At 57.1% G+C, this 25,734-nt stretch carries 22 protein-coding genes; 7 read left to right on the forward strand and 15 right to left on the reverse strand.

From position 1 onward, the window contains the following. Positions 1-53: 53 nt before the first annotated feature. From phnX to AC07N8_RS24190, 5 genes are all read right to left on the reverse strand, one after another. Positions 54-881, reverse strand: coding sequence for a phosphonoacetaldehyde hydrolase (phnX, locus tag AC07N8_RS24170; protein WP_483843982.1), 828 nt, complete (start codon positions 879-881; stop codon positions 54-56). A gap of 86 nt (positions 882-967) precedes the next feature. After that, entirely contained in the window at positions 968-1,840 is an 873-nt protein-coding gene (locus tag AC07N8_RS24175) for a LysR substrate-binding domain-containing protein (protein ID WP_483843983.1), read from the reverse strand. A 54-nt stretch (positions 1,841-1,894) separates the two neighbouring features. After that, positions 1,895-3,190: an MFS transporter gene (locus AC07N8_RS24180; RefSeq protein ID WP_493146024.1), complete on the reverse strand. Its 1,296-nt coding sequence runs from the start codon at positions 3,188-3,190 to the stop codon at positions 1,895-1,897. A 126-nt stretch (positions 3,191-3,316) separates the two neighbouring features. After that, the gene (gene psrA / locus AC07N8_RS24185; protein WP_483843985.1) at positions 3,317-4,408 is read right to left on the reverse strand and encodes an iron-containing alcohol dehydrogenase PsrA; all 1,092 of its coding nucleotides are present in this window, start codon (positions 4,406-4,408) and stop codon (positions 3,317-3,319) included. Between the two features lie 196 nt (positions 4,409-4,604). Further along, positions 4,605-5,498 (reverse strand): LysR family transcriptional regulator, encoded by an 894-nt coding sequence (locus AC07N8_RS24190; protein ID WP_493146027.1) that lies wholly within the window; start codon positions 5,496-5,498, stop codon positions 4,605-4,607. Between the two features lie 195 nt (positions 5,499-5,693). Here AC07N8_RS24190 and AC07N8_RS24195 point away from each other — a divergent pair, with 195 nt between their 5' ends. After that, a complete protein-coding gene (locus tag AC07N8_RS24195) occupies positions 5,694-6,827 on the forward strand; it encodes an MFS transporter (RefSeq protein ID WP_493146098.1) in 1,134 nt (377 codons plus the stop codon). A 53-nt stretch (positions 6,828-6,880) separates the two neighbouring features. Here the strand turns inward: AC07N8_RS24195 and AC07N8_RS24200 are convergent, their stop codons facing one another. Together AC07N8_RS24200 and AC07N8_RS24205 are read right to left on the reverse strand one after the other, a co-directional pair. Further along, positions 6,881-8,020 (reverse strand): aminotransferase class V-fold PLP-dependent enzyme, encoded by a 1,140-nt coding sequence (locus AC07N8_RS24200; RefSeq protein ID WP_493146029.1) that lies wholly within the window; start codon positions 8,018-8,020, stop codon positions 6,881-6,883. A 142-nt stretch (positions 8,021-8,162) separates the two neighbouring features. Then, positions 8,163-8,717: a YdeI/OmpD-associated family protein gene (locus tag AC07N8_RS24205; protein ID WP_483843988.1), complete on the reverse strand. Its 555-nt coding sequence runs from the start codon at positions 8,715-8,717 to the stop codon at positions 8,163-8,165. Positions 8,718-8,937: 220 nt separating this feature from the next. On the opposite strand from AC07N8_RS24205, the gene AC07N8_RS24210 reads away from it, so the two are divergent. Further along, a complete protein-coding gene (locus AC07N8_RS24210; RefSeq protein WP_493146031.1) occupies positions 8,938-9,756 on the forward strand; it encodes an alpha/beta fold hydrolase in 819 nt (272 codons plus the stop codon). A gap of 22 nt (positions 9,757-9,778) precedes the next feature. Here the strand turns inward: AC07N8_RS24210 and alaE are convergent, their stop codons facing one another. After that, entirely contained in the window at positions 9,779-10,240 is a 462-nt protein-coding gene (alaE, locus tag AC07N8_RS24215) for an L-alanine exporter AlaE (protein ID WP_493146033.1), read from the reverse strand. A 79-nt stretch (positions 10,241-10,319) separates the two neighbouring features. Between alaE and AC07N8_RS24220 the strand changes: the two genes are divergently transcribed. Beyond that, positions 10,320-11,423 (forward strand): tetratricopeptide repeat protein, encoded by a 1,104-nt coding sequence (locus AC07N8_RS24220; RefSeq protein WP_493146035.1) that lies wholly within the window; start codon positions 10,320-10,322, stop codon positions 11,421-11,423. Between the two features lie 189 nt (positions 11,424-11,612). On the opposite strand, the gene AC07N8_RS24225 is transcribed toward AC07N8_RS24220, so the two are convergent. Beyond that, a complete protein-coding gene (locus AC07N8_RS24225; protein WP_493146037.1) occupies positions 11,613-12,554 on the reverse strand; it encodes a LysR family transcriptional regulator in 942 nt (313 codons plus the stop codon). Between the two features lie 237 nt (positions 12,555-12,791). On the opposite strand from AC07N8_RS24225, the gene AC07N8_RS24230 reads away from it, so the two are divergent. Continuing rightward, positions 12,792-13,217 carry an ester cyclase gene (locus AC07N8_RS24230; RefSeq protein ID WP_493146039.1) on the forward strand — a complete coding sequence of 142 codons (426 nt, stop codon included), beginning with the start codon at positions 12,792-12,794 and terminating at the stop codon, positions 13,215-13,217. Positions 13,218-13,514: 297 nt separating this feature from the next. Here AC07N8_RS24230 and AC07N8_RS24235 read toward each other — a convergent pair whose 3' ends face one another. The 3 genes from AC07N8_RS24235 to AC07N8_RS24245 all read right to left on the reverse strand — a co-directional run bounded on the left by AC07N8_RS24235 (position 13,515) and on the right by AC07N8_RS24245 (position 17,829). Then, a complete protein-coding gene (locus tag AC07N8_RS24235; protein WP_493146041.1) occupies positions 13,515-14,933 on the reverse strand; it encodes a DUF1254 domain-containing protein in 1,419 nt (472 codons plus the stop codon). Positions 14,934-15,724: 791 nt separating this feature from the next. Then, entirely contained in the window at positions 15,725-16,552 is an 828-nt protein-coding gene (locus tag AC07N8_RS24240) for an EamA family transporter (RefSeq protein WP_493146043.1), read from the reverse strand. Positions 16,553-17,001: 449 nt separating this feature from the next. Further along, complete coding sequence (locus tag AC07N8_RS24245) at positions 17,002-17,829, reverse strand: LysR substrate-binding domain-containing protein (RefSeq protein WP_493146045.1); 828 nt, start codon at positions 17,827-17,829, stop codon at positions 17,002-17,004. Positions 17,830-18,055: 226 nt separating this feature from the next. Here AC07N8_RS24245 and AC07N8_RS24250 point away from each other — a divergent pair, with 226 nt between their 5' ends. Beyond that, positions 18,056-20,056 carry a peptidase U32 family protein gene (locus AC07N8_RS24250; protein WP_493146047.1) on the forward strand — a complete coding sequence of 667 codons (2,001 nt, stop codon included), beginning with the start codon at positions 18,056-18,058 and terminating at the stop codon, positions 20,054-20,056. Positions 20,057-20,104: 48 nt separating this feature from the next. On the opposite strand, the gene AC07N8_RS24255 is transcribed toward AC07N8_RS24250, so the two are convergent. The 3 genes from AC07N8_RS24255 to pdxR form a co-directional block, all read right to left on the reverse strand. Beyond that, complete coding sequence (locus AC07N8_RS24255; protein WP_493146049.1) at positions 20,105-21,370, reverse strand: MFS transporter; 1,266 nt, start codon at positions 21,368-21,370, stop codon at positions 20,105-20,107. 33 nt (positions 21,371-21,403) lie between these two features. Further along, positions 21,404-22,474: a sugar phosphate isomerase/epimerase family protein gene (locus tag AC07N8_RS24260; RefSeq protein ID WP_493146051.1), complete on the reverse strand. Its 1,071-nt coding sequence runs from the start codon at positions 22,472-22,474 to the stop codon at positions 21,404-21,406. Positions 22,475-22,586: 112 nt separating this feature from the next. Beyond that, complete coding sequence (gene pdxR / locus AC07N8_RS24265; protein WP_493146053.1) at positions 22,587-24,092, reverse strand: MocR-like pyridoxine biosynthesis transcription factor PdxR; 1,506 nt, start codon at positions 24,090-24,092, stop codon at positions 22,587-22,589. A 199-nt stretch (positions 24,093-24,291) separates the two neighbouring features. Here pdxR and AC07N8_RS24270 point away from each other — a divergent pair, with 199 nt between their 5' ends. Together AC07N8_RS24270 and AC07N8_RS24275 are read left to right on the forward strand one after the other, a co-directional pair. Continuing rightward, complete coding sequence (locus AC07N8_RS24270) at positions 24,292-24,729, forward strand: DUF6130 family protein (protein ID WP_483843204.1); 438 nt, start codon at positions 24,292-24,294, stop codon at positions 24,727-24,729. A 570-nt stretch (positions 24,730-25,299) separates the two neighbouring features. Then, positions 25,300-25,692, forward strand: a complete 393-nt coding sequence (locus AC07N8_RS24275; protein ID WP_493146055.1) for a DUF6124 family protein — start codon at positions 25,300-25,302, stop codon at positions 25,690-25,692. Positions 25,693-25,734: the final 42 nt, after the last annotated feature.

The raw sequence follows: 25,734 nt of genomic DNA on the forward strand, positions 1-25,734 counted from the left end.
TTGGGTGGGGGCCGTCCGGGGGCAACCACGGTCACTTCAGTCGCCGGGTGGAGTCAGCAACCTTGAGGTGTTTCACCGCGTGCCAGGCGGGCATTGATGTCTTCGATGACGGCCGGCAACTCGACGATGGTGTCGATCAGGTAGTGCGGGCGAGAGCCTTCAAACATCTTGATGATGCGGGTGCGTTCTTCTGCCAGTTTGTCGGAGGGCAACGCTTTGTACTGATCGTAGGTCAAGCCCAGGGCGTTGCCGGAGCACGTCAACGCGACTGTCCACATGCCGGCACTACGGCCTTCGAGGATGCCCGGCCAGGTGTCATCGACCTTCACGCAAGCGGCTACATCGCTGATCCCCAACGCGATCACGTTAGCCAAAGCCTGGGCTGGATGTGGGCGGCCATTGGGCACTTCGTCGGTCGCTACCACGTGGTCGGCAACGTAGCCATTGTTGCGCGCCAGCTCCATCACTTTTGCCATGACTATGGCCGGGTAGCCTGAGCAGGACCCAATTTTCAAACCCTGGCCGCGCAGCGCATCGATGGCGTTCAAGGCGCCAGGAATCAGCGCCGAATGCAGAGCGATCTTCTCGATTTGTAGCGGCATGAAACGCTCATAAAGCGCTGTGACGTCCTCATCGGTCGGCAAGCGATCAAACACCGCTCGGTAACGCTCTGCGATCTGTGGCTGGTTGCATAATGTGCGGATGTGGTCCCACTTACCCATGCCCATGGGACCGCGCGCTTCCTCCAGAGAGACCGCCACGCCAAACTCGGCGAAAGCCTCGACGAAAATTTGTGTAGGGGCGAATGAGCCAAAATCAACGACGGTGCCGGCCCAGTCCAGGACCACGGCTTGCAGTTGAGCAGGTTGTTTGTAATGCATGGTGAATCTCCACTTTTGGGTAGGGGGAGGCCGTCCCTCTCATCAGTGAGAAGTAGGCTTATCGATTGTTGAAGTGCGTTACAGAGTTAAATAGCGGGTGTCGGGCTTGAGTCGAACAACTCCGCGATCATCGGCCGGTTTCTGCGAATACCGAGGCAGCACAGGTGGTAGTCGATGGAAAACGGGTGATTAACAAACGTGATCGGTTTTGTACCTGGGGTTTCGGTGTACTCGACGGCAGACACAAAACCAATGCCGATGCCTTTGGCGATGGCGTGGACGATGGCTTCGCGACTGTTCAACTGCATGACACAGTTCAGCGAGACGTCGAGGCGCTTGCAGCTTTCTTCCACCAACTGACGAGTGCGTGAGCTTTTTTCCCGAAGCACCCACCGTTCACTGCTGATCTGCTCAACGTGCACTTCTTCCTGACTGGCCCAGGGATGGTCGTCACGCACGACGGCAATGATCGGATAGCGCCGGTAAAGCTGCGTATCAAAACGCTGGTCGAATTCGGACAACGCCAGAATTGCCACGTCGATGTCGAAGTTGAAGAGCCGGTCCAGCGTTTCCTTTTCAGGAGAAAACGAGGTCTCCAGTTCGATGTCCGGATGTTGTTGCATCAATTCGTACGTCAGGTTCATTGCGATGGGCGGAGAAACTGCACCCAGGCGCAACATACCGGACTTGCGTTGCTTGAAACTTTGTAAAAGTTGCACGGCTTCATCCTCTTGGCCGAACAGGCCCTGGGTGATCGCATAGAGCTTGTGTCCCGCCGAACTCATTTCGATATAGCGGCCACGACGGTGGAACAGTTCCACGGAAAACTTCTTTTCCAGCGCGTTGACCTGCTCGCTGACCGTCGGTTGGCCGACGCTCAGGTACTCGGCAGCAAGGGTGAAACTGCCGGTCTTCGCTACCGCATGAAAAGAACGTAACCACTTGTGGTACTGGTACATAAAAGATCCTGTTCCTGAGCCGTAACCTTTGATTCAAGTCTCTGAACCTTGTATTCAACGCCTGATGAACAGCGCAACCACAGCGCTGCAAAGGCACGCGGCAGTGACCACGATGAAGATCAACGACGTATTGCCGGTACTGTCGAGCATACTGCCGATCAAGGGTTCCGCCAGGCCCGCAAACAAATAGGACGAGAAGTTCATCACACCGGTTGCCGTGCCAGCACGCTTTGCTCCGACCAGGTCCGGGCACAGCGCCCAAAAGCTGGAAGCAGGGCCGTACACGAAGAACCCGCAAAGGAACAACGCCACGAGACCGGTCGCGCTGTGAGGTGCAAGGGTCCACATCCACAAGCTGGTGCCTGCACCGAGGAACATGTAGAGCATGATCGCCAGGTAGCGTTTGGACCCGAACAATTTGTCCGAAATCCAGCCATTACTGAGCGCGCCAATGGCCATGCCCACTGGCAGGGCAACGGTGATCCACTTCGGATCGACCATACTGTCGCCGCTCTTCCAGTTGGCCCCCAGAAAGTGCACCGGTACCCAGACGATCAGGCCATAGCGAGCAGCGTTCTGGAAACCCAGGGACACCGCGGCGATGATCAAACGAAAGTTTTTCAGGACGGCTTTGTAGCGTTGTGCAGAGGTTTCGACTTCGCCATGGGCCACTTCGTGATTTTTGTCATCGGCGTTGGCGACCCCGGTATCGGCGAGTGGCTCGAAGCCCAGGTCCTGTGGACGTTCGCGCGCCACCAGGTAGAAGATGATGCCGCCTGCCAGCATCAACAACACGGGTAACCTGAAGATCCAGCGCCACTCCAGATGCATCACCTCAAGCACAACGATCGAGGTCACGTAAGACAGTACGGAGGCGCAACCGGCGGCGAACACGTACAAGCCATAGACCTTGCCGCGCTCGCCGGCACTCCACCAATTGGAGATCAGCCGACTGCCCGGCGCCCAGCCCAAGGCCTGGAAATAACCGTTGATGCCCCAAGGCAGGATCAGCGCGGCAAAATTGCCTGCGAAACTGGTCACCCAGTTGGCGGCGCAGGACAATACGGCACCGGCGGTCATGATGCGGCGGCCACCAAATTTATCGGCGAGATTACCGTTGATTGCCTGGCCGATGGCATAAGCCCAGAGCATTGCGGCCGATGCCCATCCAAGGTGTTCCTTGGTAAAGCCGAACTCGGCCTGGATCCCCGGAATGGCGAAACCGAACGTCTGTCGGCCGGTGTAGAAAAACAGATAACAGAACATCGCCGCCAGCAGCATGCGCCATTGAGCGACTCGAAACGACGCGGTGTGGACGGCCAGAGCAGGCATGGTTTGGGCACGATTCATGATCTTTTCCTTATTATTGTTCGGTCCCACCGATGGTGTGTCGGCGGGTGCACTCTTTTATGGGTGCAGCAGGAAATCGTCGCGGCTCGTCATGCCGCTGACAGTGCTTGGTTGGGCTGGCAGGCTCTAGGCAGCTTGAGAGCCGATGAAGTTTTTGCCCCGCGCGCCCTGCATGGCGAAACTGATCATTTGCTCGGCTTGTGACGCCGTTACACCGTAGTCGGAAAACTCTGTTTTCACGTCCAGGCTATGCAGGAATTCACGCAGTTGACTTTGGGCTTTGTCCAGGTCGTTGCCGAATATTCGTTGAAGGGTTCGGTCACGCGCTGCGTCGTGGCCCCAGGCAAGGCCCAGTACCAGCGGCAACGTAAAGGAGCAGGCAATCCCGTGCGGCAGGCCGTAGCGCAGGGTCATTTCGTAGGAGATGGAATGGGCGAGGGCGGTTTTGGTGTTGGAAAACGCCAACCCGGCCTTGAGCGCGGCCAACGCCATGCGCGAACGCAGTTCCTTGTTGGAGAGATCCCGACGCAGTAGCGGCAGGCATTCCAGGATGTCGGCAATGGCGGAGATGGCGAAGGTGTCCGAAACCGGGTTGGCGTTGATGTTCCAGACCGATTCCAATGCATGCGACAGAGCGTCCAGGCCCGTAGAGACCGTGACGCTTCCCGGAACCGTCAGCATCAACTCTGGATCGACAATGGCAACCTTGGGCCAGGTGCATTCCAGGTGCAGCGAATACTTTTTGTGGCTGGCCGAATCCCAGATCGTCGCCCAAGGCGTCACCTCGCTCCCGGTGCCCGCCGTGGTGGGCGCCGCGATCAGTATTTTGCTGCGCGCCGGGACGAAGGGCTTTGCGGTTGCCAGCAGCGCGAGCAATTCATCAAAGTGCCCCGATTCAGTACCCACAATCAGCGCCTTGGCGGTATCGATGGCACTGCCGCCACCGACTGCAATGACCGCGTGACATTCGCCGGCCTGCTGCCAGAATCGCTCATAGGTATCACGTAGCTGGGCCACATCGGGATTAGGCTGAACATCCTCGATCACATACACCAGACGGTCGCCCAGCAGGTCTTGAATGCGATCAACCAAGCCCAGCCCACGCGCCTCGGGAAAGGTCACAAGGGCGACTTTCTGGTTTTCAGTAATGTTGGCGAGCTCATGCAGGCTGCCCCAGCCGAAACGTGTATCAACTGGATTGTGGAATCGGGCAATCATGGCGGGTCCTTTGTTTTTGTTGTTGGAAGTGACCCCATACTCAGGCGCCTTCAATAACAGCTCAAATCGATAATTCGCAGGCTTCAATCGGCTGAACCGATACTGACTCAACATCGGCTTTTTGCTGGACGGGGTTCGGTGAGACTGGAGGAACGATCAGGGCAAGCGAATGCGAAAGAGGGGGAGGCGCAGTGAGTCAGCTTCTATATTTCAGCGCTTCCACCAATGCAGAAAAGGCGGGAGACGTCTGGCGTCTGTTGGGGTAATACAAGTGGTAACCCTGAAACTTGGGGCACCAGTCGGCCAGGACTTCTTGGAGTCGGCCGTCGGCCAGATACGGTGCGACCAATTCCTCTGGTACGTAGGCCAGACCAATGCCATCAACGGCAGCATTGAGCACATGCATGATGCTGTTGAAAACAAGTTGCCCCTCTGCCTTGACCGTAAACGCCTGGCCATCTCGCTCAAACTCCCAGGCGTAAATCGCCCCTGATGGCCTGTGTCGGATATTCACGCAGTCATGCCCGGTCAGCTCATAGGGGGTTGTGGGTGCCGGGTTGCGTTCGAAATAGGCTGGAGAGCCCACCACCGCCAACCGCCAGTCCGGTCCGATGCGAACCGCGATCATGTCCTTGCTGATCGATTCGCCCAGGCGAATGCCGGCATCGAAGCGTTCCTCGACCACGTTAGTGAATCCATAGTCGACGTAGAACTCCAGGGTGATATCCGGGTAATTCTTCAAGAAGCCTGCAAGCATCGGCCGAATGCACAATTCAATCTGATCGTCAGTGCAGGAAATACGAATCGTGCCACTGGGCGTGTCTCGTAATTCGCTCAAGGCTTCAATCTCGACGGCGATCTGATCAAAAAGCGGGGCGATCGAGCGCATCAATCGTTCTCCAGCCTCTGTCGGCGACACATTGCGTGTCGTGCGGGCCAGCAGTCGTATCCCCAGTCTTTGTTCAAGCGCGCGGATGGTATGGCTCAGCGCAGAAGGCGTAATGCCCAGTTTGGCGGCGGCTTTGGTAAAGCTTTGATCGCGCGCCACTGCTAGAAAAGCCTGGAGATCGTTGACTTTGGTATGGGCCATTGCTGAGTTTTTCTCAAAACTACATGAAGATTACACCTACTAATCAAGGTAACTCGAATCCGTCAAGCTCTGTCACCTATCTGGAGCGGAGTACTGATGATGAGCGAGACACCTGTATTCGACATCCCGGCAGGTGATGCCCTCGGCACATCGGGGACTGGGGAGCTCCCGGCTTACTGGAGTGGCATCTTTGCGATGACGCTGTGCGTATTCGCGCTGATCGCCTCAGAGTTCATGCCCGTCAGTTTGCTTACGCCGATAGCATCGGATCTGAACATCAGTGAAGGACTGGCCGGGTATGGGATCGCCATCTCCGGCGCCTTCGCGGTGCTGACAAGCCTGTCGATTTCCAGGCTTGCAGGCGCAATGGACCGCAAGACGCTGTTGCTGCTACTGACCGGGATTATGTGCGTGTCAGGGCTGGTGGTCGGTCTGGCGCCAAACTATACGGTGTACATGATGGGGCGTGCGCTGATCGGCGTGGTGATCGGTGGGTTCTGGTCGATGTCGGCGGCAATGGCCATGCGCCTGGTACCGTCCCGTAGCGTGCCCAAGGCTCTGGCAATCTTCAACGGCGGTAATGCTTTGGCAACCGTAGTGGCCGCGCCACTGGGAAGCTATCTGGGGAGTGTCATCGGTTGGCGGGGGGCTTTTTTCTGCCTGATTCCGGTAGCGATCATCGCGTTGATCTGGCAGTGGATCAGCCTGCCAGCCATGGCGGCGCCGCGCAAAGCGGGAGCGGGCAATGTCTTTCGGTTGTTCAAGAGCCGATTGGTCCGTTTCGGCATGTTGAGTGTGGGCATTTTCTTCATGGGGCAGTTTGTATTGTTCACCTATCTGCGCCCGTTTCTGGAAAGCGTCACGGGTGTAGATGTCTCCCTGTTGTCGATGATCCTGCTGGTCATCGGCGTGGCGGGTTTTGTAGGGACCCTCCTGATCGGCACTTTTCTGAAAACCGGCATGTACCGCGTCCTGGTCAGCATTCCTCTCTTGATGGCCGCCATTGCGCTGTCCTTGATTGTCCTCGGCGGTGGAGTCGTGGCTGCTTTTGTATTACTTGGGCTGTGGGGCCTGATCGCGACGGCTGCACCTGTGGGGTGGTGGTCGTGGTTGGCCAGGGCGTTACCCAAGGATGCCGAAGCCGGTGGCGGCCTGATGGTGGCGGTCATTCAGCTGTCCATTGCGCTGGGCTCTACCCTCGGCGGGCTGTTGTTCGACGGGAGCGGCTATCGCATGACCTTTCTCGCAAGCGCTATCTTGCTGGTGCTCGCCGCAGTGACGGCCTTTTTCACATCGCGAATATCGCTGCGGCGTCAAGATGCCTGGTAATTCAGCGTTGATAGCGCAGCGCACCCACCACAACGCCCAACGCTGACGAATGCTCACGGCGATTCGGGCATCACCTCGTCCAGTGCCTGCTCCAGAGTGCTGACGGTGCGCTCGATATTGTGCAGCTTTTCGAGTCCGAACAGACCGATGCGGAAGGTCTGGAAGTCGGCCGGCTCGTCGCATTGCAACGGCACTCCGGCGGCGATCTGCAGGCCGTGGTTGGCAAATTTCTTGCCGCTCTTGATGTCGGCATCATCGGTGTAGCTCACCACTACGCCAGGGGCCTGAAAGCCGGCTGCGGCTACGCTTTTGATGCCTTTGCCGGTCAACATTGCGCGCACCCGATCGCCCAGCGCCTGTTGTTCCCAGCGGACCTTGTCGAAACCGTAGGCCTGCGTCTCTTTCATCACTTCGTTGAACCGCGCGAGGGAATCGCTGGGCATGGTCGCATGGTAGGCATGGCCGCCCTGTTCGTAGGCCTGCATGATCTGCAGCCACTTTTTCAGGTCGCAGGCGAAGCTGCTGCTCTGCGTCTGTTCGATGCGCTCGAGGGCCAAAGCACTGAACATCACCAGGGCGCAGCAAGGGGAGGCGCTCCAGCCTTTCTGCGGTGCGCTGATCAGCAGGTCGACAGCGCATTTGTGCATATCAACCCACAGCGTGCCTGAGGCGATGCAGTCCAGCACGAACAGGCCACCTACCGCATGCACGGCGTCGCCGACGGCCCGCAGGTAGTCGTCGGGCAGGATAATCCCGGATGAGGTTTCAACGTGGGGGGCGAAGACAATCTGCGGCTTCTGCGCCGCAATGGCTGCCAGCACTTCGTCCAGAGGAGGTGGGGCGTAGGCCGCCTGGCGACCCGTTTCGACCGGTCGGGCTTTGAGCACTGTGGTGGCCGCCGGGATGTTGCCCATCTCAAGGATCTGGCTCCAGCGATAACTGAACCAGCCGTTGCGTATCACCAGGCATTGCTGGTCGGTGGCAAACTGTCGCGCCACCGCTTCCATGCCGAATGTGCCGCTGCCCGGGACCACCGCAACCGCCTGGGCGTTGTAGACCTGTTTCAGGGTCCTGGAAATGTTCTTCATCACGTCTTGAAATGACTGCGACATGTGGTTGAGCGAGCGGTCGGTGTAGACCACTGAATACTCGACCAGCCCCTCAGGATCGATACTGGGATATAGCTTTGACATAAGGTGACTCCTTTGGCAGAAATCTCAGTGGTATCGACCCTGCCTTAAGCCTTGGCAAATGACAAGATTGCTCGGGATTGAATGGCGGCTTCTGTCGAGCGGACGGCAGCATCAGGGGCGCGTATTCCACGTAATGCCCCATTTAAAAACTATCCGCCTCGGGCGCACGGAACGCTTTACTGTAGTAGCCGGACGGGTCGAAACAGCAAACGTGCTTCTTGCCGGACGCAAGCATATCGCAGGCATCACCAATTCGTTTTGCGCGCGTCTTGAGTTGCTTGGCTGAAGTAATCCAGTGTATCCAGTCCACGCGTGCGATGGTCGTCGTAGTGTTCCAGACTTTTCGAGCTTCAGGAGTAGCTGCCAGTGCCTCCTGAAAATCTGCGGGGATGTCAGGCTCGGGTTCCTTTTTCACCGGGGCTAGCTCTAGTGTAACGATGTCCCCAGCGGTTGCGCCTGCGGCTTCGAGTAACGCTCTACTGACCTGCAGCCAATGGCTCAGCTGACCATCCGGCTCAAGGGTTGCCTGGAAGTGGTGCCCATTGATGGTGCCTTCAACTGTCGTCCTTCCTCGCCTCGGAAGCTGTTCACTTGCTTCTCTTGGCAGTACTACAAACGCCCACGACGTGTCATCACCAGGCTTTGCTGGACGAAGAAGCTTTGCTTCGAATCGGGGTTTCACATCGACTGTTGTCATTGCAACTCCTCCAACTAATAAGCCGGACTATTCTCTGCCGACATCACTGCCGGTTTTAAACGCAATTGATGACGCCGAGCCCAACCGCGGTAACAGTTCAGTGAAGAAAGTCGACGCTACCTATTAGCCACTAGTCTGTCCAGCGGCTGCGGATGTCACGCTTTTTTGCACCGCCAACGTCAGACGCGGTCTTAACAGCGGGTAGGCGAAGGTGGAAACCATGACAACGCGCAAATTAACCATTAAAGACTTGCAGCTGAACGTTTCAATCCGCGGCCACGGCTCACCGCTGCTATTACTCAACGGCCTGGGTGGTTTGATCCGTACCTTCGATCCCCTGCGCAATGAACTGGTGGGCTACAAGACCATTACGTTGGACGTGCCCGGGGTCGGCAAATCGCAAATGCCCCGCTGGCCGATGCGTCTGCCGCGCCATGCCGACCTGATCGCCGAGATGCTCAAGCAATTGGGAATCGAGCAGGTCGATGTGTTCGGCGTGAGTTGGGGCGGCGCATTGGCGCAAGAATTCGTCCTGCGTTACCCGGGCATGGTGCGCCGGCTGATCCTCGCGGCGACCTCGGCCGGCCCGGCCATGCTGGTGAAGCCCGGCGACATCCTGGATTTTTTTGGCAGGCGCAAAAGTGCCAAACCGGGGAAGCAAGAAGGCTCGCGCAATTCGATACAGACGCTGCTGCGCTTCGGTGTGGTAAACGGCATGCTGACGGCCAACCCGCGAACCTATTACCACCAGCTCACCGCACTGGTCGGCTGGACGAGCTTGCTGCGGCTGTCACGACTACGCCAGCGCACGCTGATCCTCACCGGTGAACGCGACACGCTGGTGCGGCTGTACAACGCGCATATCCTGCGCCGCACCATTCGCCGTGCCGAACTTCACGTCCTGCCGGGCGAGGGGCATTTTTTCGTGGTGACCAGCGCCAGGCGAACCGCCGAAGCGATACGCGAGTTCCTCTGTCAGCAACATGGAGATGAAGAGCCCGCCGAACGATTTAGCCAATCTGTTGCATCGACCGGTTGAATCCACAGCCGATTGCGATCACTCAGCTGTTCAGCGACATTGGCTTATCGCCACCCGGAGGCAAACCAAACAGCTTCCTTACCCCGTTAAGGAACACTCCATAAGGTCGTCCCAGAAAGAGCATTATCAAGGCCGCACCGAGAGTGCCGCGCACCAGGCCGCCTCCCGATGCACCACTGAAGGCAATGATCGCTGCGTAGATGGGCACCTGGAAACTGACGAGGGCAATACTGTCCCATAGCAACCTGGAAATCGGGCGCTCACTGGCTCGTCTCATTAACCAATCCCGCCATAGGCCGTAAGGTCTCGCGACTGGAATCATCAGGGCTGCTCCCAGAAGGCGAGCATGAAGAACCTGATCCCACGTCATGCCGGCAATGAAACGTTCGTTGATGATGCCGGTGGTCGTGAAAAACAGGATCAGCGCCGTTGTGTCCGCAAAAAACGCAGTCCGACGCATTGGCTGTTGCAGGCGCTGAAGCACATCACATCTCCTTTCATGGTTTGAACAAAAAGCGGGCATCGATACACTTCCAGCTCTCCTTTCATGAACGGACTCGAAATTGCGCCGGTCTTTGTTTGCTCTATTCCTCAGCCTCGTGGCATTTCTGCTTGTTTCCTTCGTTGTCACGTTGTGGCGAAGCCCTTATAGCCTCACTGTCTTGATCGCCTCAGTCTATGAGGAGGGCCTGATAGTTGGCCGCAACTCCGGCAAAGCCGCAGACTGGTACTTACGCGCAGCAGAAAAAGGCGACCGTGTCGCGCAGTACAAGCTCGGCATCATTCAATACTACGGTCGAGGTATCGACGTTGATCGACCAAAGGGTCTTCAGTGGATAATTGAGTCGGCCGATCACGGGAACGCAGACGCCCAATACTATATGGGTGTTGCAAGTATTGCGGGCCTGGATATGCCGAGGGACTTTGCCCACGCTGCGACATGGTTCAGCAAGGCTGCAGAGCAAGGTCATGCCAAAGCTCAACGACAGCTCGCTACCCTTTATTACCAAGGTAACGGCGTTGAGGCAAACGACCAGCAGGCTTTCAACTGGGCTAGCAAGGCAGTCGCTCAAGGCGATGCCGAGGCTCTGACGCTACTCGGTACTCTCTATTTCTTTGGTAAAGGGGTCCCAGCAGACCCTCAACACGCTGTGAAATTGCTCACCCAGGCGGCCAATGCCGGCGATAGCCTTGCATTCGAACTGTTGGGAGCGGCCACTTTACATGGCACTGGTACCCCAAAAGATCTACCCGCCGCATTGCATTGGTATACGCGCGCTGCCGATCAGGGCCGGGTCAACGCCCAGTACGTCCTCGGCTACCTCTACAGCAGTGGCGGTGATGTACCAGTGAACTATCCATTGGCGAATCGCTGGTTGTTGCAGGCGGCCACTCAAGGAAACGCTGTGGCGCTGATTTCCCTCGCCGTTCATCTCGATAATGGGCAGGGCATCCAGCGTAACAAGCTCAAGGCTTGCGGATTATTGCGTGTGGCGCTCAAACAGACGCTGCCGAGCGATATTGCAGACCCCATGCGCATTCAGCTTGAGAAGGAAGAGAAAACGCTTTCGCCACAGCAACTGGCTGAGACATTGGCTTTTGAAAGCCTCTACTCAAGCCCGGCGGGTCTCAGGGGACTGCAAGGTGATCTGGTAAGCGAACAGTAAGAAGCGACGGCCGCGCAGCCAAGCGCTAGCCTACTGGTGGACATATACAAACAGTGATCGCGCAAATGCCTGTGTTTCGGTGGAGAAAGAGTTACAGGCATCTGCTTTCGGCCGATTGCTTCCTATTCTCAAGGCTATCTATCCATACAATGGGCTATTGCAAAGATAGAGCTCCTTCCCTTAAAGAAGCTATTCCCCCGTTTTTGGGGAGCTGTGCATAACCTCTCTTAGTGCGTCCAATAAAGCGGAAGCGGCAGGTGACAACGTAGCGTCGGCTAATCGGGAAACACCGATTTGCTCCAGAATTAGAGGTTCGAACGCCGGGAGGCGAACTAGCTCCTTGCTGTGTGCTGGGTCACAAATAACTGATTGAGGTAATATTCCAAGAAGATCAGTCTGTTTTAATAACCAAAGTATATTAAAAAATGATGCTGTTTCTATAGTTGCATGTGGTGGGCAAATCTCCTTTCGATGAAAGATATTATCGAACTGCTTCCGTAAAGTAGTTTCTATTGGCGGCAGAATCCATGCTTCGCGCGCGAGCTCTTCCAGTTTAATACCAGGTTGCTGAGCAAGAGGGTGGTCACGGCGCGCAACGATGATGGCGTTTTCGCTAAAGAGTGCCTCCTGAGCGACAACGACGCTTGAGCTGACATCGGAAAGTCTCCCAATCAAGAAGTCCAATTCGCCTGAGATAAGCCGAGGTACCAGCTCTGTGCTTACACCATCGACGATTTTGATGCGGATGCTTGGTCGGCTTGCCCAGAGTCGTGCGATGGCTGCCGGCACAAGATAACTTGACCCTGTTAACACGCTTCCTATGGCAACACGCCCGGCATGCCCTTTTCCAAGAGCGTCGATTGCTTGGGATACATGATCCAGTTGGGCAAGGATCATCTGACTGCGCTGTACAAAGTCCCGACCAAGCTCTGTAGGCGTAACCCCCCTACGATTCCGAGTGTAGAGCGGAGCTCCAACAGCCTCTTCCAGATCTTGTAGTAGCTTGCTCGCCGTGGGCTGTGAGAGGTTCAGCGAGCGTGCAGCGTGCAAAACGCTGCCATATTCAAACAATGCAATGGCCAAGCGGAAATGCCTGACTGTCGCCCATTTTTCCAACCGTTCCAAACTCATGTGGTATTCCAAAAGTCGATATCACGTCTAATATATTCTAGATTTACGAATACCATAACCCCGCCTAGAATGTTCCCTACGCGCTGGGTCGTTCCGGTTAAACACTTGAGCAGTGTGCAAGATATCTCGTTCGAATTGATATAACGCCTCTGGGATACGACTTTTTAAGTGGTGCGGCCTTTTATAAAAGCTTTTGAATTCGTTGCTTGTTATCAATGTGAGAGGAGTAAGTTTCGTATGGGCGTAAAAAATCTGGATACGGTGAAAAACTATTTTAAATATTGTGTGGATGGCAAGGATGTAGAGCGAGTTTCCGAGTATTTCGATGCTAATGTGGTTGTGCATCGGCCGGACTGCGATGCTCCGATAGGTGGTTTGGAAAACTTCAAGCGAGCCTTGAGCGAAAATGTTCTCGAACGATATAAGACTATTGAAACTACGTTCAGCAAGGAAGTTGTCACGGGTGACGTTGTTGTAGTCGCGTTGACACACTGTGCTACTGGCTCGAATACATGGCACGGCTTTAACGTAGAAGGCAAGAACTTGACCTGGACAGCCCTGACGTATTTCCGCTTCAACAAAGAGGGTAAAGTGATCGAGGAGATTGTTGAGAGGAACGAACTGTTCATGGCAAAGCAACTCGGAATCATCAGTTACGAGTAACACTTAATTAATTCTCAAGGGAGCTAAATCCACCGTGGTGAAATTATTCTCTACGGTGGTCATAGGCCGTTTCTCGCCCTTTCTCGCCGTTTGCTGCCTGTGGCGACCGGCTGAAAACGACCCAAAACAGACGGTTGCGGACTTAAGAAACCTTGGGCGAAGTTGACGCGATTTAAAGCTTAGCTATGACTAATTTCTAGCGCGGTTATTGGCCATTCTTTGATCGGCTGTAACAATCTGATGCCCCGACCAGCGGCGGCTCACCAAGGCCACCCGCTGGATACGGTTGTTAGCAGGTCATGTAACTTTGACGATCTTCGGTGGACTCCACGTCCCTTTGCCAGGAGGCAGGATGGAAGGTGTTTCCGTCTTCGGCCAATACAGGCGCATCACCATGTAGATCAGACCATTCGGTGCAGGCAGCCAGTTGCTTTCCTTGTCTGCGCCGGGTGAATCCTTCTGGATGTACAACGTCAGCGAGCCATCAGCGTTCTTCTTCATGTCGGGTAGCATCGGCGCGTTGATGAGGTAGCGATTGATCGGATTCTTGATCAGCAGTTGCGACTTGCCGTCGTACATCGTCACCGACCAGAAGGCATTGACTGGTGGGAGTTGCCCGGCAGGAAAGGTGATCGTGTAGTTGTGCTTGCTGCCGTCGAGTCGCTCGCCATTGGGTAAGGTACTGGTAATCGGATAGGTGGCTTCATCGGCATCGTTGGCGTAGATGCCCGCTTGAGCGACGGCAGCGCGCTTCAGCCAGTCGCCGTTGTAAAAGGCACTGTTGCCACCGGCACCGGCAATGTTCCAGCCGTTGATTTTTGTGCCGAGATTCTTGATCCCGTCCTCGACCTTTGCATGCCCGGCCTGCATGCCCTGTGCGATGGCGGCCTTCTGCTCGGTCGATAGCGCCTGGAAGTTAAAATCCTTCCCTACGCCGATTCGGGCAAGTTTCTCGCGGACCGCCACTTCATCTGGCGCGGCGGGATCGAACTGCAAGGCAAAGCCCAGGTATTTGAAGAAGTCAGTCTTTACCAGGTCTTTGTCGATCTTCGGGAAATCAATCGGCGGCGCGGCAGGTGGTGCGGGTTGCTTGAGATAGGTGGAAAGTGGTTGTGCCTTGTAGCCGGATTGAATCTTTTCGACGTTCGACATATCAGCTGGGTTGAACAGCTGGGTTCGATAAATCGCGAAGGGCAGTTGCGTGCGGGAATGAAACACCTTCTTGATGCCCGGTGGAGTCGCGCCTTTCCAGTCGGGGCCGACCACCATGTAATCGCCGGCTTCATTGCCGGTGGTACGGTTGCCGATGTAACCGAAGTTGTAAGTATTGCCGTCGACGAGCTGCACCGAGTAATACCGCGGTTTCTCTACTACGGGCACCGAGAGCACAACTGGCTCGCTACGCACGTCCATGAACATCATGGAATAGGGCGTGTCGCTGTTCGGCGAGATGATGGCCGTGTCCTGGTAGGTCGCAACGTGATGCAGGCTATGGATCTGGTTGAACGGCGCCTTGAACTGGCTGGAGTTCTTGTCCACCGCGTAGTCGTACATGATCGCGTAGTTCATCACGATGGGCAGACCGTAAATGTAGCCTTCCTCGGCGATGGCTTTCGTTTCGGCGGGAGTGATGTCCGTGGCGTGGGTGAGGGTGGCTGTAAAGGAGGCGAGCAATAACATCGCACAGCCAACGGTTCTCGGTAGTGGGTTTTTCATAAACCTGCTTCTCCATTCCTTGAATCGGATAGTGAATTGATCAACTAACCATTAAAAAGGCGATATGAAGGTTCGCGCTGTTCACGACCTGATGACACACCGCGCTTCTTGTCTTCCTGTACGACTTTGTCTGGCCCGAGATGTCACTCCGAACGCGACACTGTTCGAGGAGAATTCGACATGGATGGCAAACCCAGGTTGCTCGGTCAGTATAAGCGGCAATTCAAATAACGCCGCTGAGATGCCAGTCGCTTTTCCTGGCTCTGCTAGGCACTGACGCAGCATCGCCATCCTTTCTGACACCCGAGTCTCCTCATCGAAACTGTTCCACGCTCTCTATAAAACTGGAAAGGCATGACGGTACAGTTCATATGGGGGCATAGCTAAAGCGACACCCAGACACTTTCGACTGGCTGCTTTTGGACCAGAGTGTGTAAAAACGTCAGATTGGGTTTTCTATATCGACGCTAGGAGACCGTGCTTACGTTTCGAAAATTGATCAAGTCTGTGACGTTTCCAGGAACAGTTAAAACCGCTCAGCAACCTCTTAAAGCCCTTTGGATGGGGGCAAAAAAGACCGGTTTTTACGCCGTTAACGCGTTCATCAAGCCAGTGGTGTCGATGATTTTCATGACCCGTTTCAGGTTGTAGGCACGCTACTGAATTTGGAATTGAAGGGCTTACGCATGGATGTAATTTCAGCACACCAATTTTGTAAAAGTCACCGCAAACAAATTGAAGCAAGGGCTGTAACCGAGCCCATAGCTGACCTCGGCTTTGCGCCCCTGCCGTCAGCCAATGATGATCGTCCCGACAGCAATCACCGCGCATGCCAATATCTTTCGGACAGTCAGTGTTTCGCCCAAGAAAAAATATCCGATCAATGCCGCGAACAACACGCTGGTTTCGCGCAATGCCGACACCGCTCCCATGGGCGCGGCGGACATGGCGTAGATGACGATGCCATAGGCCAGAAGTGAGACCAGACCTCCAATGAAGGCCGACATGAACCCCGGTCGGAAGGTAAATAAACTCTTCGCGTCGCGCACGCCGACATACACCAAAGGCATCAAGATGCCCCACAAGGCGCACATCCATACCGTGTATGCCATCGGCGCGCCGGACAGGCGGACGCCAATGCCATCCGTCACGCTATAAGCCGCAATGAAACAACCGGTTCCCAGGGCGTAAGGCAGACTGGGAACGGCAAGCTTGCGCCCTCTAAAGGCCAGCGAAATGATTCCGCCTGACACCAGTAAAATGCCGATCATCGCGACTGGCCCAACCGTTTCTCCGGCAAAAACCGAAGCCGCGAGGGTAATCAGGATAGGCGAGGATCCCCGAGATATAGGGTAAGTTTGCCCAAGGTCTCCAACCTTATAGCTGCGCACCAGGAACAAGTTGTAGCCAACGTGCAGCACCGCTGAAAGCGCTGCGTAGAACCAGCTGGCTTGGGCCGGAGCTTCCAAAAACAAGGCTATTGCGATGCTGGCAATGGCAACCGCCACGCACATGATCGTCATCGACCAAAGTCTGTCGGCGCCACCGCGCAATGCGGCATTCCAGCTGGCATGCAAGAGCGCTGCAAAAAGTACGAGCAAGATAATGTGATAGGGCATGCGCCATCCTAAGCAATTGGGCGCCTCGACTAAAGCGAAGTCCTCGCATCACTTGAAGAGTAATTGCTCATCCCTCATCGATATCCGTTTTTGAATCGTTTCGGGGCGAACGTCCAGAACTATGACTCACTGGTTTGGCGTAATAAGTAGCGCATAACATGATCGATATGCAAAGGCTGCTTCCCTGGTAGACCTCTGTCATGCGTTCGTCCCTGTCGCTGGAAATGACGCCAGCCTTACCACCTTGTCTGATCAGTCGAACGTCCGCTTCAGCCGATCGCTGCCTATATTGCAAGACCAGGGTTAGGATTGTCCGTGGGACCTTTCAGCGAACGACTTGCCGTCTTAACCGTGAAGTTTTAGGGGGCTGACTCATTTTTGTGGCAGGTGCGCCAGGTCGCGATTGAGCTGAATGCGCAGGGCGCGGATGAATTGCCTGGCGTTGTCGGTCATGGGGTTGCCCGCCTGGAACACCAGAATGCTGATGAACGGCACGTCGACACTGACGGTTTGACCACCAACCCGCGCTCGACGAAGTCGCGTACCGCCATCGGGTTGACGAAGCCGACACCGACACCGAGCAACGCCAGTTCGCAGATGGTGTGCGCGTAAGCGGTTTCGACCCGGATCCGCAAATTCACGTCTTCTGCGCTGAGCGCGGCCTCCAGTCGTCGGCGGCTGCTGTCTTGCGGGTTGAGCGCGAGAAAGTCGATGTCGGCCAGGTCCTTCGGGCCAATTACCGTACGCCTCGCCAGTGGGTGACTGGCGGCCATCACAATCACACCGGGGCTGTTGAGAAACTGCGAGTGCTCAAGGCTTTCCACCGGCATCTCATCGGCCATCAAGCCCAGATCGAACTGGCCGCTGCTGACCGCCTGATGCACGTCCCGCGAGCTCATGACCTGCAGCGAAATCTGCATATCGCGTTTGGCGGTATCGAATGCGGCGATTACGCGAGGCAGAAAGCTGTTGCCCAGGGCCGGGTGCACGGCAATCGATAGTCGCTTGATGCCGAAACTGCGCAGGCTTTTCAGGCGATGCTCGATCACCTCGTAGCCAATGAAGAAATTGTTCACATCCACCATCAACGCCGCCGCTTCCTGGGTTGGCACCAGCCGTCCTCGGGTCCTGACGAACAACTGAATCCCTGAACTGGTCTCCAGTTTGCAAATGGCCTGGCTCACCGCCGGTTGGGAAATACCCAGCATCGTCGCGGCTTTGCTGGTACAGCCGGCGGTCATGATGCTGCGGAAGACTTCAATTTCGCGAACGCCCACCTGGTGGCGTGTGGTAGCTGGACCGGTATCTACTGGGCGTCCGCCGGGGTGGAAGTGGAAGTTGAGTTTGCCGGGATAGGACGGGTTGCCTTGTCGACCTGATGCGTTTCAAAGGCTTGCTGATTTTCAGTTTTCGGGGTGAGCGCCCCCCATTCCGTCGCCCCACGTGCCCAACCCGATTTTGCCCGCTACAATGCGCACCTACCGTGATAACCAGATAAAAAATATGTCTCTTCCCAAACATCACCTGGAATTGCTCAGCCCCGCCCGTGACGTGAGCATCGCTCGCGAGGCCATCCTGCATGGCGCCGACGCCGTGTACATCGGTGGCCCGAGCTTCGGCGCCCGGCACAACGCCTGCAACGAAGTCAGCGATATTGCGCAACTTGTGGAGTTCGCCCGTCGCTACCACGCCCGCGTGTTCACCACGATCAACACGATCCTGCATGACAACGAACTGGAGCCGGCGCGCAAGCTGATCCACCAGTTGTACGATGCGGGCGTCGATGCGTTGATCGTTCAGGATCTGGGGGTGATGGAACTGGATATTCCGCCGATCGAGCTGCACGCCAGCACCCAGACCGACATCCGCACACTGGCGCGGGCCAAGTTCCTCGACCAGGCGGGTTTCTCCCAGCTGGTATTGGCCCGCGAGCTGAACCTGCAAGAGATTCGCGCCATCGCCGACGAGACCGACGCCGCGATCGAATTTTTCATCCACGGCGCGTTGTGCGTGGCGTTCTCCGGGCAGTGCAATATTTCCCACGCCCAGAACGGTCGTAGCGCCAACCGGGGTGATTGCTCCCAGGCCTGTCGTTTGCCTTATACCCTCAAGGACGATCAGGGCCGCGTCGTTGCCTACGAAAAACACCTGCTGTCGATGAAGGACAACAACCAGAGCGCCAACATCCGCGCGTTGGTTGAGGCCGGGGTGCGCTCGTTCAAGATCGAAGGGCGCTACAAGGACATGGGCTATGTGAAGAACATCACGGCCTATTACCGTCAGCGTCTGGACGACGTGCTTGAAGATCGCCCAGACCTGGCGCGGGCCTCCAGCGGCCGCACCGCGCACTTCTTCGTGCCCGACCCGGACAAGACCTTCCACCGTGGCAGCACCGATTACTTCGTCACGGATCGCAAGATCGACATCGGCGCCTTCGACTCGCCAACCTTCACCGGCTTGTCGGTGGGCGTGGTAGAGAAAGTCGGCAAGCGTGACTTGCAGGTGGTGACCTTTGAGCCGCTGTCCAATGGCGACGGCCTCAACGTGCAGATCAAGCGCGAAGTGGTGGGTTTCCGCGCCAACATCGCCGAGCCCAAGGGTGAATTCCTCGACGACGGCCAGAAGCGCTATCGCTACCGGGTCGAACCCAACGAGATGCCGGACGGGATGTTCAAGTTGCGGCCCAACCATCCACTGAGCCGCAACCTTGACCATAACTGGCAGCAAGCCTTGCAGAAGACTTCCGCCGAACGCCGTATCGGCTTGAGTTGGGTGGCACGTCTTGACGAGCAGCGCCTGCAACTGACCGCCACGAGCGAGGAGGGCGTCAGCGCCAGCCTGTCGCTGGACGGTCCGTTCGGCCTGGCCAACAAACCGGAGCAGGCCCTGGAGCAACTGCGCGATCTGCTCGGTCAGTTGGGCACCACCGACTATCACGCCACTGCCATCGAGCTGGATGCGCCGCAGGCGTTCTTCATTCCCAACTCGCAGCTCAAAGCCTTGCGCCGTGAGGTGATTGAGGCGTTGACCGCGGCGCGTCTGCTCGCCCACCCGCGAGGTCATCGCAAGGCCGAAACCACGCCGCCACCGGTGTATCCGGAGTCGCACTTGTCGTTCCTGGCTAACGTCTACAACCAGAAGGCCCGGGATTTCTATCACCGCCACGGCGTCAAGCTGATCGACGCCGCGTTCGAGGCCCATGAAGAAACCGGCGAAGTGCCGGTGATGATCACCAAGCACTGCCTGCGGTTCTCCTTCAATCTGTGCCCCAAGCAAGCCAAAGGCGTCACCGGTGTGCGCACCAAGGTCGCGCCGATGCAACTGGTGCACGGTGACGAGGTGCTGACCCTGAAGTTCGACTGCAAACCGTGCGAAATGCATGTCATCGGCAAGATCAAGGGCCACATTCTTGACCTGCCATTGCCGGGCAGTGTTGCGGAGCCAGTCGTGGGTTACATCAGTCCTGAAGACCTGCTGAAGACCATTCCTCGCGCGCCGCATTGAGTGATAACGCTGGGTTATCGTCCATGCCGATGACCCAGTGCTCGATGATCAGGCTTGCGCCGCACTCATCCCGTCAGTGGTCACGGATTTTTTGCGCACCGCTTGATAGAGCAGGCTGGACACCATGAAGCCCACGACGGCCAGTCCGCTCATCAGGGTGAAGACATAGTTGTAACCCTGTTCACCGGGGAAGTGATCGAGGATCGAGCCGTAGATGACGTAGGCAAACATGCCGGGCGCATAACCGATCAGGCAACCGATGCCGAAGGCCGAGCCGGTGATGTGTTGGGGAATGCCCACTTCACCCATGGGCGCCCAGAACACGCCGCGCATGGAGAACACGATCAAGGCGAAGGACAGGGTGGCGGCCATGCCCGCGTAGATGAACCCTGGGCTTTTCGGAATCAGCAGGATCACGCCCATCAGCGGCAACAATGCCAGGAATGCCCATTTCAGGTAGCGGCTGGTGCTCTTGAATTGCTTGTCGGCAATAAAACCACCGGCAGGCCCGCCGAGGATCTTCAGGAAGTACTGGTTGATGATGCCGTAGGCGCCCACCAATGCCACAGGCAACCCGTACATTTCCTTGAGGTAGGGAATGAAATAGGTCAAGCCGCAGTAGACGATGTAGACCATGAACACGTTGAGGCTGACCAGCCAGATGCCCGGAACCTTGATCGCTTCCATCAGGTTCGCCAGGCCATTCTTCGGTTTGGCCACCGCCTGCGCGTTGCCGCTCTTGAGCAGGAACCAGGTCAGGGTGCCGGCCAAAATGTCGATGACCGAGTAGAACAGGATCGCCGACTTCAAACCGGTTTCGCCCGAACCCATGGCGACGAACACGCCCAGGGCGGAAAAGGCCACCAGCGTATCCACCACGCCACGCCCGCCTTCGAGCAGGCCGAACAACCGGCCTTGCTCCTGATCGTCACCCAGGTTGCGGATGGCTTTGAGCAGCGATGGCCAGAACAGGCAGTCGGCGCAGACGGCCAACAAACTGAACACGATCAGCAGATTGCTGAAGGGCGGAAAGGTCGCCAGGTACAACCCCAGGCCACCGGTGCCGATCAGGCCGAGGGGGATCAGTTTGCGTGTGTCATAGCGGTCGGCGAGCAGTCCGCCCAGCACAAACAGCGCAGTCGCAATGATCGCGTTGGCACTGAGCAGCATGCCGATTTCGGTGTGGCTCAACCCCATGAATTCCTGCATGGGCACATAAAAGGCGTCCTTTAGGTTTGCCAGTTTGTAGATGGTGCCGCCACCGAGGATGAGGATCAGGAAACGGAGCCATTTGGCCTTGTTTTGAATTGTCATTATTGTTCTCCGGGCGTAATCGGTTCGTCAGGATCAGGCGTTGGAAGGGCTGGCCAGGGTCAGTTCGGCCAAGGTGCGCATTTCGGCCAGCAGGCTGCGGACGTAGGCGACCTGGTTGTTCGCCCAGCGGTGTTCATCGGCCAGCATTTGCTCAAGCGAGAAGCCGTTCGGGAGCGGCGTTTCGCTCATCTCCCGGTAAGCAATGAACGGATCGACGGCCTCGATGCGCTGGCGGAAAGCGGGGGCCACGTAGTGGTTTTCCTGCTCGAGAATGAAGGCGATCACCTGGGGGGTGGCTTCGCCCAGCATCAACAATTCGAACAGCAGGCGGGCGCTGGGCAGGTCGTCTTCGTCGCTGCCCTGCAAGACGCCGTAATGGCCGAAACCGTTGTGTTCGGGGACGATGCGCACACCTTTCATGTGCGTTTGGCGGATGTGCGGCGCCATATTTCGCAGGGCTTGCAGGGGCTGTTCGCAGGCATTGATCATGTTGCCGAAGTCGAACAAGGCATGCAGGCGAGGGTGGTCGAGGCGATTGAGCAGTTGCGCGATTTCACCGCTCTTGAGTTCTTCATGCTGCTCGAAGTCAAAGAACAGGTCGTGTTCGTCGGCTTGCTGCGCGAGGTAATGCAGGTCGGTTTCGATGATGTCCATGACCTGCGACAGCGTGCCTTCGTAACGTGAGTAGACACGGATGTTGCGCACCGCCAGCGCCCTGGCGATGGCGATCACCTGGTCGACATCCTTCTTGCGCGTGCTGCTGATTTCCAGATGCACATCCAGCCCCAGCGCCTTGGCCTTGGCGGCAAACGCCTGGAGTTGCTCGGGTGACATCTGGCTCAGGCTGTTTTCCTCGCCGTCGAGCAAGTGCAGGCTCAGGCCTTGCAGCTCGTGGCGATAGGCGAAGTCCAGCAGGTCGGCCGGGGTCACACGACCGTGGGTGAGGTTGGTCAGTAGCGGGTAGGCGTGGGCAAACAGGCGCAATTGCCCCAGACGCTCAAGCAACCGCCGGGCCAGTGCATCCGTCAGCACGGGGACAGCCTCGTCTTCGACCACTTTATGGCTCAGCAAGGCGTTGAATCGTTCCTGGATCTTATTGTTCATTAGAGTCGTTCCTGGTTCAGACACCGGGTCTACCGGCGCAGCCTTTATCGCGCCAGTCAGGAACTCTCGATAGATCCACTATCAGTTATTTGATAAGACCACTTGCCTCGCCTCAAGTGGTCGGCGGCAGATAACCCAATGCGCGCAAGGCCAGCGCCAGCGCCTCGACCCGCTCCTGAGCCTGGTGTTCAGGCGTACCGGCAAAGCCGATCAACAGCGCCGGTGGCAGGGCATGTTTGATGCGGTAGTCGCTCAAGGCGTAGGTGTGAATGTTGCGCTGGGCCAGTTGCCGGGCAACTTCGGTGTCAACGAGTTCGGCGGGCAGCCAGGCGATCAGGTGCATGCCGGCATCCGCCGGGGTGATCCTGAAGAAGGGGCCAATCTGCTTTTCAAGCTGTTCGATCAAGGCCTGCTGGCGCGCTTTATACAGCGCACGCATGCGGCGGATGTGCCCCAGAAAGTGGCCTTCGCCCATGAAGTCCGCCGTGGTTGCCTGAAGCAGGGTGGGCGGGCTGCGATCCATCACCGCGCGCAACGTGCAAAAGGGTTCGACCAGTGCCTGCGGCAGAATCACGTAACCCAGTCGCAGTGACGGGAAGAGCACTTTGCTGAACGTGCCGACGTAGATCACCCGGGCCATCTGGTCCATGGCATACAGCGCCGGGAGGAGGCGGCCACTGTAGCGAAACTCACTGTCGCAATCGTCTTCGATGATCCAGCTCTGATGCTGCGCCGCCCAGTCGATGAGTGCTTGGCGCCGCGCATAACTGAGGGTGACACCCAACGGATGCTGGCGCGATGGCGTGCAAAACACCAGGCGGGCATCAGGGCACTCGGCCAGACCTTGCTGGACGTCGATCCCCTGATCATCGATAGGCAAAGGAATCACCTGAGCACCTTGGGCCTGAAATGCAATGCGCGCGGCGATGTGCCCCGGGTCTTCCATCCACACGCTGTCCTGCGGATTGAGCAGCAGCATGCCCAGCAGGTTGAACGCTTGCTGCGCGCCGGAAACAATCACCACTTGCCCGGCATCGCAGTCGATGCCCCGCGCATCGAACACGTATTCGGCAATCGCCGCGCGAAACGCCTGCAAGCCTTGCAACTCGCCATAGCCCAGAATGGCCTTGGTGGGCTTGAGCAGATGACGGTTCATCAGGCGTCGCCAGATCGCCTGCGGGAAGGCTTCATAAGTGGCGTGGCTGGGCAGGAAAGAGGTCGGGGTCGCGGGGTCCCAATCGGCATAGGACACCCCGCGAAAATGATCGCTGCGCAGCGACAGCATCGACTGGCTCAGGTCCGACAGGCGCGGTGGCTGCGCCTTTTGCTCGTCCTCGATCCCGCGGCTTTCCCACTCCGTGCCGACGTACGTACCGGCGCCGGTGCGCGAGGCCAGGAAACCCTCGGCAATCAGCTGATCGAACGCATTGAGAATGGTGATCCGCGACAACCCCAATTCCTGGCTCAAAGTCCGCGTCGACGGCAGGCGCACGCCGCCCTGGATTCTGCCGTTGAGTATCTGTTTGCGAATCTGCAGATACAGTTGGCGGTACAGGGGGATAGCGCTGGCACGGTCCAGTTCGATTGCCGACAGCAGCAAACCTGCGGGGGATTTCATGACATGCTCGTCTGGGTGAAAGGGGCGTTGGCCTGGGAACCGTCAGGCGATGGGGAAGTAAGGGTAGCGAGCGATACTCGATAAGTCATCCATTGGGCGTTGATGGTGTGGGGCTTTCGAAAGGATGCGGCACGTTCTGCGCGACATCGACAACTGCCCGGTTTGATCTAGCCTTAAGTTAACTCACGGGAGAAAAATCATGCCCGTCGCGCTCAGAAATGTGTTGGCCGTTGCGTCGGGTTTCTTTTTTTACATCGCCGCGAGCGGTCAAGGCATTGCAGACCCCCAGCAGCCACCAGCAATCCTCCCGCTGGAATCTGAGGCGGTGCCCACACTCATCGCCTATCCGCCGCTGGCCGAGCCGCTCGCCCGCGGTGTTGTCATCATCCAGTATCAAATTGATCACGCCAGGATCATGCCGGTATTTGGCAAAACGGCTGCGGATGTATCGCCCCGTCTCGCTCACCTGCATGTGACCGTCGACGACTGGAAAGGGACTTGGGCGCACACCAGTGAAGATCCGATTATCGTGGTCGGGCTGACGCCCGGCACGCATAAGGTGCTGCTTGAAGTGGCCGACCCGACTCATAAAATTCTCACGAGTACGCAAGTGAGTTTTGTTGTACCGCAGAAGTGAGCGGCTTCAGACGACGGGGCAATTAATACGTCCCTTTTTTCGCCCAGATGACAGGATAATTAATACTTTCCGTTTTTCACCTGTGGCGAGGGGGCTTGCCCCCGTTGGACTGCGCAGCAGGCCCATTTTTTGGGGGCCGCTTCGCGGCCCAACGGGGGCAAGCCCCCTCGCCACAGGTATTTATCGTACTCAAGACAGGAGTCTGTAGAAGCTGCGTGTCAGCTCGTTCAACAGATCTTGATGGGCGTGTTTAAACGCCCTCCAGGTTACGTCCTGAAAGCTACAAAACCTTGCGCCGTTGCCTACGGCTACGCCAGAATCCGCCGGCTTGTGCGCCTGTGGTACGGGCCTTATCGTTTCCTTGTCGCTGAAAACAGCGATCGGGTTTGGTAGCCCGGTTTCGTATCACGGTGCATGGCGTCACCCATTATGGTGGCCATGCGCGGGGCTCTTTCGAGGGCGCCGGGAACTGATACGACCGGTCTACCAACCCGCGTATGGCCATCACCCTTCGTTGGTAGCGAAAGTGACGGCTCTTTTTTAAATAAACTCGTATCAGGAGTTTGATTTATGTTCAAAGTAACGCCCAATCCACCTGAAACCGATTCGCCAGATACCGATCCACCAGAAACCGATCCCGTCTCCCCATACGAAACCCTCGACTCAAAAAAACTCCATGCCGCCGCCGAGCGCGCGCTCAACTTCCACTTCCCGTCGAATACCGACATCAAGGCCACCAAGCGCACGCGCAGTACGCTGTTTTCCGTGGACCCGGCCGCCACGACCGAAACGCTGGCCGTGTTTTTGGTCGAAACCCTGGCGTCGCTTGACGTGATGGTTCATCACTTGGAGGATCATCTGGAGGGTGAGTCCCGCTACGCCTTGCTGGGTATTTCCAACAGCATCATGGTGGCGGAGATCACGGCGAACCGGGTGCTGGATAAAGTTGAGCCCTCCATGTAACCGCTGACTGTGGCGAGGGGGCTTGCCCCCGTTGGACTGCGC

The organism is Pseudomonas sp. GW821-FHT10C09 (genome assembly GCF_059415465.1).